The sequence below is a fragment of the Nitrospira calida genome, from assembly GCF_976986435.1.
Genome location: NZ_OZ335950.1, coordinates 2,745,721 through 2,758,197 on the forward strand (window position 1 = coordinate 2,745,721; position 12,477 = coordinate 2,758,197).

The 12,477-nt window shown below is 59.6% G+C and carries 12 protein-coding genes; 3 read left to right on the forward strand and 9 right to left on the reverse strand.

Annotated features, from left to right (window positions below; all coding sequences use genetic code 11):
* Positions 1–28: 28 nt before the first annotated feature.
* From ACWHTU_RS13525 to ACWHTU_RS13540, 4 genes are all read right to left on the reverse strand, one after another.
* Positions 29–2,995, reverse strand: a complete 2,967-nt coding sequence (locus ACWHTU_RS13525; RefSeq protein ID WP_447859897.1) for a 6-bladed beta-propeller — start codon at positions 2,993–2,995, stop codon at positions 29–31.
* Positions 2,996–3,233: 238 nt separating this feature from the next.
* Positions 3,234–4,079 (reverse strand): SMC-Scp complex subunit ScpB, encoded by an 846-nt coding sequence (gene scpB, locus ACWHTU_RS13530; RefSeq protein ID WP_447859898.1) that lies wholly within the window; start codon positions 4,077–4,079, stop codon positions 3,234–3,236.
* The gene (locus ACWHTU_RS13535; RefSeq protein WP_447863366.1) at positions 4,076–4,855 is read right to left on the reverse strand and encodes a segregation and condensation protein A; all 780 of its coding nucleotides are present in this window, start codon (positions 4,853–4,855) and stop codon (positions 4,076–4,078) included. The genes scpB and ACWHTU_RS13535 overlap by 4 nt, the downstream gene beginning before the upstream one ends.
* 110 nt (positions 4,856–4,965) lie before the next feature.
* Entirely contained in the window at positions 4,966–6,060 is a 1,095-nt protein-coding gene (locus ACWHTU_RS13540; RefSeq protein ID WP_447859899.1) for a pentapeptide repeat-containing protein, read from the reverse strand.
* Between the two features lie 120 nt (positions 6,061–6,180).
* On the opposite strand from ACWHTU_RS13540, the gene ACWHTU_RS13545 reads away from it, so the two are divergent.
* Entirely contained in the window at positions 6,181–6,849 is a 669-nt protein-coding gene (locus tag ACWHTU_RS13545; protein WP_447859900.1) for a S16 family serine protease, read from the forward strand.
* Between the two features lie 13 nt (positions 6,850–6,862).
* On the opposite strand, the gene ACWHTU_RS13550 is transcribed toward ACWHTU_RS13545, so the two are convergent.
* The 5 genes from ACWHTU_RS13550 to ACWHTU_RS13570 form a co-directional block, all read right to left on the reverse strand.
* Positions 6,863–7,306, reverse strand: coding sequence for a hypothetical protein (locus ACWHTU_RS13550; protein ID WP_447859901.1), 444 nt, complete (start codon positions 7,304–7,306; stop codon positions 6,863–6,865).
* A 211-nt stretch (positions 7,307–7,517) separates the two neighbouring features.
* A complete protein-coding gene (locus ACWHTU_RS13555; RefSeq protein WP_447859902.1) occupies positions 7,518–7,955 on the reverse strand; it encodes a hypothetical protein in 438 nt (145 codons plus the stop codon).
* Positions 7,956–8,119: 164 nt separating this feature from the next.
* A complete protein-coding gene (locus ACWHTU_RS13560; protein WP_447859903.1) occupies positions 8,120–9,112 on the reverse strand; it encodes a PKD domain-containing protein in 993 nt (330 codons plus the stop codon).
* A gap of 90 nt (positions 9,113–9,202) precedes the next feature.
* Entirely contained in the window at positions 9,203–9,814 is a 612-nt protein-coding gene (locus ACWHTU_RS13565) for an alpha/beta hydrolase fold domain-containing protein (protein ID WP_447859904.1), read from the reverse strand.
* 184 nt (positions 9,815–9,998) lie between these two features.
* Positions 9,999–10,220 (reverse strand): hypothetical protein, encoded by a 222-nt coding sequence (locus ACWHTU_RS13570; protein ID WP_447859905.1) that lies wholly within the window; start codon positions 10,218–10,220, stop codon positions 9,999–10,001.
* A gap of 78 nt (positions 10,221–10,298) precedes the next feature.
* Here ACWHTU_RS13570 and ACWHTU_RS13575 point away from each other — a divergent pair, with 78 nt between their 5' ends.
* Positions 10,299–10,679, forward strand: coding sequence for a cupredoxin domain-containing protein (locus ACWHTU_RS13575; RefSeq protein WP_447859906.1), 381 nt, complete (start codon positions 10,299–10,301; stop codon positions 10,677–10,679).
* Positions 10,680–10,848: 169 nt separating this feature from the next.
* Entirely contained in the window at positions 10,849–12,345 is a 1,497-nt protein-coding gene (locus tag ACWHTU_RS13580; RefSeq protein WP_447859908.1) for a class I SAM-dependent methyltransferase, read from the forward strand.
* Positions 12,346–12,477 lie beyond the last annotated feature (132 nt).

A 12,477-nucleotide genomic window follows, 5' to 3' on the forward strand; every position in this document is an offset into this window, starting at 1 on the left:
CGCCTCTTCGTCGGCTCCCATTCGGATCTTACACTTGCGCTGCGCCCTGTGCCTTTGCGAGTTCCGCAGCCGCTTCAGCTTCCTCCTTCAACCGCTCGCTACCTTCCTCAGCCGGCATGAACTGCTGCACGCGCGTGTTACCGCTGTCGACCACGTACACGCTGCCCTTGGCATCCACGGCGATCCCGTATGGAAAGTTGAACTGCCCGTCGCCATTGCCAAAGCCGCCCCACTGGGTGATGAAATTGCCCTCACGGTCGAACTTCTGCACGCGGTGATTGCCGGTATCGGTGACATACACGTCGCCTTGGCTGTCGACCGCGATCCCCCATGGCGACCGCAACTGGCCGGCCTCCTGGGCCTGCGGGCTGCTAGCATGGCCGGCCTCCGAACTTCCGCCCCACTTGGTCAGTAATTGCGGCAGCACGTTCGTGCTGGTGTCGAATTTCTGCACCCGGTGGTTGCCCATATCCACGACATAGACCGAGCCGTCCGCCTGATCGACCGCGATACCGCGCGGGAAATAGAACTGGCCGTCGCCGTTGCCGAAACTGCCCCATGACATGATGAACTCGCCGGTCATGTCGAACTTCTGTACCCGGAAATTCGCGCTGTCCACGACATAAATGTACCCGCGCACGCGATCGATTGCGATTCCCCAGGGCGCGTTGAACTGCCCTTCGCCGTTGCCTCGCGAGCCGAACTTCATCAGGTACCCGCCCAACTTGCCGTCGAATTTCTGCACCCGGTGGTTGTTTGTATCGACGACGTACACATCGCCCTTGGCGTCACAGGCGACGCCGGTCGGATTGTGAAAATTGGCGTTGGCCGATCCGAAGCTTCCCCATAGGATGATGAAGTTGCCGTTGCTGTCGAATTTCTGCACGCGGTTGTTGCCGTTGTCGACCACAAAGAGGCAGCCCTGCGGATCCACGGCCAACCCGTATATCGGCGGCATGAATTCACCACCGTGCAGCAGGGAGGCGCCGCGGCCCGGTTTTCCCCATTTCGACACGCACAGATAGCCCGACGTGTTAACCAGGATACTGGCCGAGGCGGGCGTCGACACGTTGTTGCCCACATCCTTGAACCAGACATAGATGGTTTTCTGTCCGTCCCCGGGAGAGAGCACGAATGGAATCGTGGCGCCGAACTTTTGCGCCGGCTCGACATCAACCCAGCCCGGCGTACCGGCCATGGGCGTCATGGGATTCTCCGAGATGTAATACGCTGCGACGCCCGTATCCACATCCACCGCTGAAATCGTAACCATCACCTCCGGGGAATTCGTCATGAACGCGCCGTGATTGATCAAGGCGTTGGCGTTCTGCGGCGCCGTCATGTCGATGAGAACCGGCGTCGCTGTCACCTCCTCCGACAGCGGACTCTCGGCCCCATCCTCATAGACCGCCGTCAGCGCGTAGTAATAGGGAATGTCGTTGGTCAGACCGGTGTGGGTGAAAGGGCTGGTCACGCCTTCGATCTTGGTCGCTGTCTGCATCGTCAGGTTCGGCGAGGTGTTGAAGTAGAGGTTGTAGGAGACCGCGCCCGGCACCTCCATCCAACTGATATGGGTTTCTGTGTCTCCGGGCTTGACAACGAGGCTCCTGGGCGGCGCATGCTCGCCCGATTCTTTGGGCGCGGCCTTTTGCTCCTGCGCCAACTGTTCCTCGGTCGGCACGTACTTCAGGACGCGGTTGTTGCCGCTGTCCACGACATAGACGCATCCTTCTCGGTCAACCGCGATCCCGGATGGGAAATTAAGCTGCCCTTCGGTTTTTCCCCGGTTGCCCCAGGCACATAAGAAGGTGCCGTTGCCGTCGAATTTTTGAATGCGGTGATTGCCGCTGTCCACCACGTACACGTTGCCAAGCGCATCGCAGGCGACGCCCCAGGGGGCCTTAAACTGGCCGGGGCCGCTGCCTTCGCGGCCCCACTTGGTCAGAAAGCTCCCCCTGGCGTCGAATTTTTGGATGCGATTGTTCCCTTCGTCGGCCACGAAGATGTTGCCGACGAAATCAACAGCGATCCCCCGGGGGAAGAAAAACGCGCCGTCGAAGCTGCCGTCGCGGCCCCACTTCAGCAACGGCGTCCCGTCGGACTTGAACTTCTGAATGCGGGAATTGCTGGTGTCCGAGACGTAAATGTTGCCGTCCTTGTCGGTGGCGATGCCCCAGGGTACATCGAACTTTCCCATGTCGGCGCCGCGCCACGCAAAGCCGAACTTCCCCCAGGCATGCATGCAGTTGCCGTCAGCATCGAACTTCTGCACCCGGTTGTTGCCGCTGTCCGCCACATAGACTTCGCCGTCGGGGCCGATCGCCAGTCCGCGCGGATAGTAAAACAGTCCTTCCTCCTGACTCGGCTCGCCGCCCCAACGGGCGAGGAACTTACCATCCTTGTCGAATTTTTGGATCGAATGATTGTCGGTGTCGGCAACGTAGATGTTACCGTCTTTGTCCAGCGCGATACCGGTGGGCGAACTGAATTCTCCGTCATCGACGCCCTCCTGCCCGAACTGCATGGCCAACAGATACGGCGACGGGATCGCCATCACTTCCTGGGACTCCGGGCTCTCTCCTTTCGGCGTCACCACCGTGACGACGTAGTGGTAACAAGTGCCGTTGGCAAGATCGTCGTGCACGAACGGCGACGTCGCGCCTTCGATGCAACTGCCTTTTTCCTTGGTCACGCCGATGGTGTGCTTGAAATCCTCGGGACCGGCGATCGGACGGGTGAGCTCCGAAAACTTGATCTGAACACCCTTGGACGTCATGAAATAGAGGTTGTAGTACATGGCGTCCGGGACAGGATCCCAAGTCAAGGTGATCCGACCGTTTCCTGGTTTGGCGGTCAACCCGGTCGGCGGCGGCGGTGGCTGTTCTTCTTCCTCGGTAACCGAATCGCCCGCACCCCACTCGTCCCGGCTGCCTTCCACCCACAACGCGAACCGATTGAATCTGAACATCTCGTCAAGTAACCAAGCCTTGATCATGGTTGTTGCCTCATGCGATTCATGCCCGTTCTGAACAACGGGAAAGCGCGGATTTTTCGAGTAGATAAGCGAGCAGTCTAACAAAGCAAAAAGAAGGGAGTCAAGGCGAGGCGAGGACGCTCTCTGCTCTTCTCTTTTGCTTGCGCACGCCGCCCCTGAGAAAGTTAAACACGTGGTCAGGAAAAGGCGCTCAAGTGAGTCCCTCGAAAGCCACCGGCCGACAGGAGATGGACAGGAATTATTCCGCCGGCTCCAGATTGAGCGTCGATGAACAGCCGACGGCGGTCGCCCATGACCCTCCATCCACCCCGAACGGCTCGCTACGGGGATCGACGTTCGCGTGGCCGGTAGAACGATCGCCTTGCGCAAGCTCCTCTTCCATCGGCAGGAACGTCTGCTCAGCTTCGCCCAATTCCTTGAATTCCTTGAGCGGAGGCAATTCCGACAGGTCGCGAAGGCCGAAGTGTTCCAGAAAGAATTTGGTAGTGCCGTACATGATCGGCCGCCCGGGCACCTCTTTGCGCCCGACGATCCGCACGAGCTTGCGTTCGAGGAGTGTCCTGAGTACGCTGGAGGTTTCAACGCCGCGAATCTCTTCGATCTCCGCCCGAACGATTGGCTGTTTGTAGGCGATGATGGCCAACACTTCCAGTGCGGATCGCGAGAGCTTGGGAGCGGTCTTGATCTTTTCGAGCCGGCGAACCCAGGGCGCGTACTCGGCCTTGGTGGCCAGACGATATCCTCCCGCCACTTCGATAAGCTGCAGACCGCGCCCTCCTTGCTCCAGTGCGTCGTGTAGCCGTCCCAGCGCCTGCACAACCTCGGCGCTTTTCGCGTCGCCCACCAGGGCGCAGAGGCGATCAAGCGAAAGGGGTTCGTGCGCCACAAATAACAACGCTTCCAGGATAGCCTCAAGCTCCCGCTCTTCCCGCAATTCCGGAAGGCGGTTGGCCGAGCAGCCGGTTCTATCGCAGTGCTCAGCCCGCCTCTCGGTGGCGGAATGCTCATGCCCGTTTTCTCCGGGCGTGTCGGATTCCGTGTCACGAGTCGCGTCATCCGTGGTAAGAAGCAATGTCATGCTCATAGGTTTCTCCATTCCGACTCCTCCAACATCTCCGCCGGCTCGGTCTCGTTGACCAGCGAGAACGCGCGTGAAACGAGAATCGGCCCGAACGTCTCGGCCTGAAATACCCGCACCACCCCGATTCGGATCAGTTCCAACAGCGCCAGAAACGTCACGATCACGACTAAGCGATGACACGCTTCCCCGAACAACGACGAGAAGGTCACCGCGTCTTTGCCTTCCAGCACATCCAGAATGGCGTTCATGCGGTCCCGAACCGTCAGGTTCTCCGGCACAATCTCAATCAGCCGCCGGCCTGGTGTCCTGGCGATGATCTCCTGCAGCGCATCGACCAAGTCGAACAAGGTGATATTCTCCAGCGGCGCTTCTTCCGAGCGGACTCTCATCGGGCCCCCCTGTTCTCTCACAAACACATCGCGCCACAGGCGTTCCCGTCCGTCGAATTGATTCGCGGCCTCCTTGAACTGTTTATATTCGAGCAAGCGCCGGACCAGTTCCTCCCGTGGATCCGGACCGTCCTCCTCATCGGCTTGCGTTTCCTCCGAAGGCAGCAGCATGCGGGACTTGATATGCAACAGGGTCGCCGCCATCACCAGAAATTCGCCGGCCACCGTCAGGTTCAGAGATTTCATCGTGTTCAGATAGTCAAGATACTGCTGGGTAATGAGGGCGATAGGGATGTCATAGATGTTGATTTCATTCTTTCTAATCAGGTGCAACAGTAGATCCAACGGCCCTTCAAACTTCTCTAGACGCACCTGATAGGCCAATTCCATCTGTTCCACAATACCTCTCTCATAGAAACCGTAACGCGCCCCTTATATCAGCTTATAGTGGTGCGGGCAAGCTCAAAAGCTACATATAGGGGACGTAGCTCTCCAGCCCGTCATTTGGCCCTGACAAGGTAGATCACCAAAACCGCCGCCACCAACAACAAGACAGCGGTAAAAACGAGCTGCGGGGTCGAACCCTGGGCTCGGAAGGGCGTGGAGCGATCCCCGACCAGTTTGGCCCTCTCGAAACGGGGCCGGGATTCAAACCGGATTTCCGTAAAATCTTCGCTTCCCTTGAATTGGCTGTCCGAAAAGTCCGCAACCGAGCGAAAGATAGCTTGGCGAAAGGAGGCGTCTCCTCCGAACACGGAGAAGAGAAAATACGCTTCCCGTTCGAAGACGGCCTCTGAAAAGTCGGCCCTCTTGAGAAACTCGCTCCCGGAAAAGCCGGTGCCCAGTTTAAAGGTCGCCCGTGAAAAGTCGGCGTCCTTTTGGAACGTCACCTGCAGAAACTCGGCCAGGCCGCTGAACGCGGCTTGACGATAGGTCACGGGTTCGGCAAAGACGGCACGGAAGAACCGGGAGTGGACGCCGAAGGCGGTACCGGCAAACTGGGCCGGGCGGGTAAAGCGGCTATGAACAAAGTACCCTTCCCGAAGGATCACGGCCTTCGAGAGATCAACCGGTCCAAGAAAGACACCGCGTGACAGATCCAGCATTGCCTGAAAGACCGTGCCGGTCAAAATGACAGGTCCGCGCACCACGATATATCCCTCTTTGATGCCGGTGCTGATGCTGCCTTTGACCACCGAATCTCGAATCGTCAGAGGTCCGGAGATCAGCCGGACCTTCTCCACGTTCAGCGCCAAGACGGCGTTCCGCTCATCCGGCGACAGACCGGGGATCGCCTCGACCGGTAAAGGAGTCAACTCATCGAGCCTGAGGTCACCGCTGACGACGACCCCGGCGAGATCGATGCCCTTCCCCGATTGGATGGCGGCGAGCAACTCCCTGGCCATGACGGCACGTGCCTCCCGCTCCCATTCCGAGCAGCCGGTCAGATGCTTCACGAAAACCTGTCCCCCCCCTCCGGCAAGCGATTCGTCCGTGCAGACTGCTGGAAGAGGATTCGGGTCCAGGAGAACGACGAGCAGCGGTAGCCACCGACCGCCGAAAACGGATAAAGACCGGAACGCGGTTCGTTTCACGCGGGGACCTTCCACGCCAATCGCAGGATCGTGCACAAGACGCACGAATCGTTTACAGAGCCTCCAACACCGTTTATACAATACCTTCGCCGAACTCGTGCAGCCGACGAGCCGTCGTTCATGCTGCGCCACAGGATCCGCTTGTTCACGATCGGTCTTGCACCTCGCATTCTCCTCTGCCTTGCTTTTCTCTGCGCACCGCCGACCGACGCTGCGGCCGAATCGGTCGTCGAGCTGCCGGTGTTGGCCTCCTTGAAATCCAACGATCGTGGCGTCTTCGCGATCCTGCTGCTGCATTGGGATCAGAAACCCGAACCGAACCCGGTCGCCTTGCAATGGCTCAAGGCCGGTGTCACCCTGGGGCGAACCCATGCGGACGCGATGGCGGTCGCCTTTCGCTACGCAGTCGAACGAACCCCTTCCGTCCCGCATACCGGGACCGTCTCAGTTCAAGAAGTGACGTACATTCCGACCACCAACGACGGTCCCAGCGCCGGAGCCGCCATGGCGGTCGGATTCATCGCCATGTTCAAAGGGGACCCGATTCAACGCGGCGTGGCCCTGACCGGCACGATCCGGCCGGACGGCTCCATCGGACCGGTCGGGTCGATTCCCGACAAGGTTCGTGCCGCCGTCCGCGAGGGATATCGAACAGTGCTCATCCCGGCCGGTCAACTGTTTGACCCGCACTGGAATCTGACTGGACTGGGCGTGGAACTGAACGTGACGATCAAGGAAGTGCACACGATCGAAGAAGCCTATGAGCTCATGACTGGCCGCAAACTGTAAGGAGTGTTCCTTTTCACCCCAAGACCTTGAGAATCGCCTCGTATTCCTCTTGTGTCAGCGCGTGCATTCCCAGATTCAACCGCCGTGCTAACTCCGCCTGATCTGGAATCCGAAGCACCTTTTGCAAGAGCGCCTGACTCTCGCCAGGCGACGACTCCCACCGCTTCAGGAGTTGAATCCGGATAAAGCCGAAGCGCGTTTCATTGCGCAATTCGTCCTTGAGCAGATCGTCAAGCTGGTCGAATGGCAGAATGCTCGAGACGATCCGAAAATGGGCGCAGATCCCCGCCTTGAGGACATAGACCAGACCGCAGGACCCCGCGGTCAGAAGGCCTTGCAGGTTGTCCCGAATCAGCGCGGTCCTGAGCCCCCAGAGTTCATGCGTCAATTGCAGTTCCGCGCTTTCGACGGAGCTTCGTTCACGCAGGGCACCGGCCACAAACAGAAAATGGATCATCGGAGCGAAGCATCTTTTGATGCCGAAAAGCCGGGAGGTTGGCGTCGAGCTGGGAAAATCGTCAACAGCCGCGTTGAAGAACGCTGGCGAGGAGCCGTCCCTGCCGACAATCCGGCGGACGATCAGCTCCTCGCCGCGACCCAATTTTGCATCCGCTGAAAAGCCTCAACATAACCGAGGCGGTTGTCGCCTGTGGAAAGAAGCTTTTGAGCTAATTATTCCGATAGTCGTCGTTGTCGTCGAGCAGGTCCTCTGGTTTCTCGAGATAGTCCACGTCGTCATCTTCATCCTCAAGCGAGAGATGCTCCTCCATGTCCTCTTCGACCTCGTCCACATCCTCGGGCATCTCCATGTCCTCCGCCATCACCTGATCAAGATCGGGCAGCTTCGGCTCCGTGGCGATCTTCTCCGGCTTGGCCGCCGCCTTTGGCTCAGCCGACACCGGAGCAGGTTGGGCGGCCTTTGGGGCCTTCGCCGGAGCTTTCTTTTTCGACGCCTTCGCTTTCCCGGTCTCGGCCGCTTTGGCCGATGGTCGCTTGGCCGCTTTCTTCGCGGCCACCTTTCCCTTCGGTCTCGATCTCGCCTTGGCTCGCGACTTCGTCGCGGCGGCCTTTGCCTTTTTCTTCATCGCCTTTTTCTTTGTCGCCATCGGCAGTCCTCCTCAATAAGCCGCTGCGCGGCAGGAATTTTTCGGGGTCTCCATCTAGCATGAATGAGCATCGCGATGCAACCGTCCATGGCGAACACTCTCTACGTAGAGAGCACCAGTTCTCTCGACCGAACCCCGCCCAAAAGCAGCAGCCGTCTTCGGCGTCACGGTTCCACCCACACGTTCACCACCGAAGGAAAACTGTCAGCCCCCTTGACGGTATCGGGTCCTGCCATGTCAGTGACTCTCAGCCTGAACTGCAACAGCCGCTTGCGGGAAACCTTCGGCGCCACAAACATCGCTTTGGCCTCGTCCACGTTGAAGAGAGTCACCTTATGACCTCGGATCTGTTTCCATTCGTACCGCAACGGATCTCCATCCGGATCGGTGCTGTGCAGACCGTTCAGCACCACGGTTGCCCCAGATTTAACCGTCAAATCCGGGCCGGCTCGGGCGATGGGGGATCGATTAGGTGCCAAGTTCCCGTCCACCACAACCTCCAGAATCCCGACTTTGCCGCGATTGGTCACGGTGATTGCGGCCCGCCCGTTGCCGACGACCTGGGCCAAACCTTCCGGGAATACCCGAATAACTCGCTCGTCCGACGAACGGTACGCGCTCCCAGCCGACGCCCCGCTGATGCGTCGCAAGACCCCGTCGGCGAACTGTCCAACCACGGGAATCTCGACGATCTTCCCGATCGTCTCCAGCCGCCACGGCTTCTCCACCGCAAACTCGATGGTTGACAACTCCGCAGCCGGCTCGACCTGCACCAGGATTTCATCGAACTCTTCCCGGCCCTCCAGCCGGCCCCGCACCACCTCGCCCACCGCCAGAAGACGCATTGTGCCAATTGCGTCCACGGGCACGCGGAGCAGTCCGCCGAACGGCGGAGTTGAGGCGGAGGTCGCTACCAGAGCGGGAGCGGCCTGCTGCATCGACACCGGTTCTTCCCCGTGACGAAACCATAAATACTGGACGCGGCGGAGGCCGATCTCGGACCCGACATCGACGGAGACCAGCACATCCTGCCCGGATTGCAATACCGCATCGGAGCGAGGCGAGGTGATCGAAAACGCCACGGCGACCGAAGGAGCGATGACGCAGGCCGCCACCGTCTGAAGAACCAGGAATGCGCACCGAGATCTGCCCTGCATCGCTACGCTCGTCTTACCGCAGAACGGCGCTCAAAAACTGCTCGATCGCATACGAACTGATCTACCCGCACGGGCCGTTGAAAATTGGCGTCACAGCCATGGGTTGCCCAGGGCAATCGATTGACAAGCGGGGACTGCCAGCTTGGCGGCCAAGGGCGCGCTCTGTGCCGGTGAGACAAACTCGTCCTGCTCACCGTGGACCAACAGTATCGGCACCGTTTTCGCTGCGACAGCATTCAGCGGAGAAGCAGCTTCGTACAACGCCGGCGCTTCGTCAAGAGACAGAGCGAGATAGGTTTTGAAGAATCCCCGAGCACTGATGACCGCCGGGTCGCCGGGAGGCTGACAGGCAACCGCACGATCGGTCGGAGCATACCATGCCACAACGCCTTTGATCGCAGGATCTCCGGAGGCATAGGCCGTCAAGAGGTCCAATTGGTCTCCGGCCAACCGGCCAGCCAACGCGAGGCGTTCGGGATCGATACCGAACTCAGTCGCACGCGTCTTGAGGGAGTTGATCGCATCGGTGACCTCATCTCTGTTGGCAGGAAAGCGCCATTGGGGAGCGAGTCGATCATCGACTGTAACTACCCCATAGCCGCGAGCGGCCGGGTAGGGATTCAGACAGCCCTGTTCGGCCAGACGGCTGACCTGCCAAGACCCGCCGTGCAAGACGACAGCGCAAGGCGCCTTGGCCGACACGGCACTGCTCCCCAGCGTGGCCGGGAAGGAATTAGCGGACCGATACATATCATCTGAAGCTCAGTTCCTTCCTTGAACATGTAGACGACGGTTCGCATGAGCACTTGTGGAGCTCGCGCACCAGTTAACCACTCGCTTAGCACCAAAGGGGAAGGGCTGACCGCTACCAATTTCGGCTCTCCAGTTACGTCGGCAGACCGCAGACCACCAGCCCCAGAAATACCCCGATCAACCCACTTGTCTTCTCTCGCCGACCAGGAAGCTGCTGCAGGAGCAATGGTACAATGAGCTCACAGCCCCATTCGGTCCCGGCCAGCGAGGGCAGCCAAAATGCGCGGGCGGGAGGGCGGATCACAGTCTGGGACGAAGCCGCTGCGACGAGGGCACCGAACAGAAGTCGTCCCATCGGTGACGAATCCTTTCCGCCTTTCCAAGGCTCTAAATTTTAAAGAGCGGACGACCGCTAACACCGGAGAGACGCAGCATGCGAGCATTGCGATTGATCGCCATAGTGACTTGTTTTCTGGCCCTTGCGGCCGCTTGGCCCAGTGTCGCTGCGACGCCTCAGCTTCACATCACAATCGAGAACGGGTCTCCTTATTTTGTGCCGGCGAAGGCTGTTGCTGTCGCGGGCGTATCGATTCGTTGGGAGAACCCCACCCCGACGCATCACACCGTCACACACAACGGCTGCATCGAGGAAGGAATGGCATGCGCGTTTGACTCCGGCATTATGGAACCTGACGGCAGCTACACGATTCCCAGCCTCCCTCCGGGGAACTATCCCTACCATTGCCGGGTCCACCCGATCATGCAGGGTATCCTCGTCGTCGTCGAGCACGGTTCCGTTTCTTCCCAGACGTAGGTTCCTAACACGAATCGACACGTCTGTCGATCTCTTTTCAGACAACCTTTCTCAATCGATCTTCTCCGACCTCGCAACTCGATTTCCCCGCCCACACCGGTCTTCAGACAACTTGCGACGGCCCGGGACCATCGTGTACTCTGACATGTTGCGACCGTCGAGAAAGGTCATGTTTGGTTCGATGAAGCCAACCACCGTAATCCGCGAACCGCTGGCGCTGACCGATGAGGTCCTCAAGCTTCGGGCTTGGCGCATGCCAGACATGGTGGCCTACCAGCACGGACCGGACGAATGGTGGTTGACGCCGCTGGATGACAACCTTCCTCTCGTCCGCCTAAACCGGTTGGGGATCGAGTTGCTGACTTCAATGGACGGCCACATCACCGTCGAGGCTTTGCTCAACAAGTACGGCAGATGGGTCTGCGGTCCGGACGGACAGACCGGCCGTTGGTGCCTGGCACATTGGTCCCTGCCGGGCTACTCCCTTTGCTACTTCGGGGTGAACCCACCGGCCGGCGACCATCGTCTCGGCGCCAAATGGGACCTGCTCCTCCAGCAGATTCGCGACAAATGGTCCGGCCACGAGGGATTCGAGGGAGAAGAGCACCTGTCCGAATTTCACCTGCATGACATCGCCAAGGAGGAGGGGCACTTCGACACGATCGAGACCACCGTGTCGCATCTGTTCAGAGAGCCCTGCGATGCCCTCCAGGGCCAGACCTACGGCCGCCTCCTCGCCAAACACTTACGGCGATTAGGTTGGTGGTCGCCGAAACCGCGGGTGTTGCTCGAAGTCGGCGGCGGTCTTGGATACGTCGCGCGGGAGATGGCGCAGGAGCTCTCGCCGCGCGAAATGGAAGACGTCCATTATCTCTTTCTGGACGTGACTAAGCCGTTCTTGAAATCGCAACTCGCCATGGCCCACCACGCCGGCTGGAAGCGCTCCGCGCTGCAAGCCAATGCGGAATGGTTGCCCCTCAAGGACGCCAGCGTCGATCTCGTCATCGACAACGAAAACCTCGCAGACATGACGCCGGTCCAGTTGACAAAACGCGAAGTGCAGGCGAACAGGGGCGAGACACCCATCCACCAAGAAGCGGTGGACTGGATCAGGCGCACCCGTCTCCCGCTGGGACAGGACCTTCCCGAGGAATTCATTTTCAATCTAGGGCCGTTCCGTTTCGTTTCGGAGCTGTGGCGGATCCTCAAACCGGGCGGGCGGGCCATCCTGATCGAGTTCGGTATTGACACCGGTTGGCCGGCTCCCGTGAAGTTGCCGGGCCATACCGAGTACGAAGTCCAATACACGCTTTTGCGCCACCTGGTTCGCTGGCTCGGCTTTCAGGAGCGGTACTTCGCCTTGCCGCAGTTCCTGGGCATCAAGCCTGACACTCCCGTTCTGTGCACGGGCGCTGCCTACGCCATCCAGCGATTCTGTGAAGCGCAGGGCAAATCCTTCGCGATCCGCGCCTACACCGAACAAGAACTGGCCAAGGCGCTGGGCGACATGCTGCCCAAGCTGTACGGCTGTCACTATCACAAGATCGGCGACCCGGCCTGGTTCGGACTGTGGGATTTCAAGGTGCTACTGCTGGAGAAACCCGGTGCCACGCCGAAGCCAACCTTCACTGAAGCAAAAGGGTTTCGGTGGTATTCACAAAGGTAGGGGGCAGCACAACCAGACAGCCTTTCGTGCTCGCAGAGCCCCCACGATAAGGGAAGAATTGGCAGGACACCCGCGTCGGTCCCTTGCTCCCGGAGCACACACCAGAATGTGCTCGCTCGAAGACTATCATCT

Bases quoted from the DNA above. Each gene is read 5' to 3' on its own strand.
- ACWHTU_RS13535 (WP_447863366.1), bottom strand. From the start codon at position 4,855: ATGGAATTGGCCTATCAGGTGCGTCTAGAGAAGTTTGAAGGGCCGTTG.
- scpB (WP_447859898.1), bottom strand. From the start codon at position 4,079: ATGAGCATGACATTGCTTCTTACCACGGATGACGCGACTCGTGACACG.
- ACWHTU_RS13560 (WP_447859903.1), bottom strand. From the start codon at position 9,112: ATGCAGGGCAGATCTCGGTGCGCATTCCTGGTTCTTCAGACGGTGGCG.
- ACWHTU_RS13575 (WP_447859906.1), top strand. From the start codon at position 10,299: ATGCGAGCATTGCGATTGATCGCCATAGTGACTTGTTTTCTGGCCCTT.
- ACWHTU_RS13580 (WP_447859908.1), top strand. From the start codon at position 10,849: ATGTTTGGTTCGATGAAGCCAACCACCGTAATCCGCGAACCGCTGGCG.
- ACWHTU_RS13550 (WP_447859901.1), bottom strand. From the start codon at position 7,306: ATGATCCATTTTCTGTTTGTGGCCGGTGCCCTGCGTGAACGAAGCTCC.
- ACWHTU_RS13545 (WP_447859900.1), top strand. From the start codon at position 6,181: ATGCTGCGCCACAGGATCCGCTTGTTCACGATCGGTCTTGCACCTCGC.
- ACWHTU_RS13570 (WP_447859905.1), bottom strand. From the start codon at position 10,220: ATGGGACGACTTCTGTTCGGTGCCCTCGTCGCAGCGGCTTCGTCCCAG.
- ACWHTU_RS13555 (WP_447859902.1), bottom strand. From the start codon at position 7,955: ATGGCGACAAAGAAAAAGGCGATGAAGAAAAAGGCAAAGGCCGCCGCG.
- ACWHTU_RS13525 (WP_447859897.1), bottom strand. From the start codon at position 2,995: ATGATCAAGGCTTGGTTACTTGACGAGATGTTCAGATTCAATCGGTTC.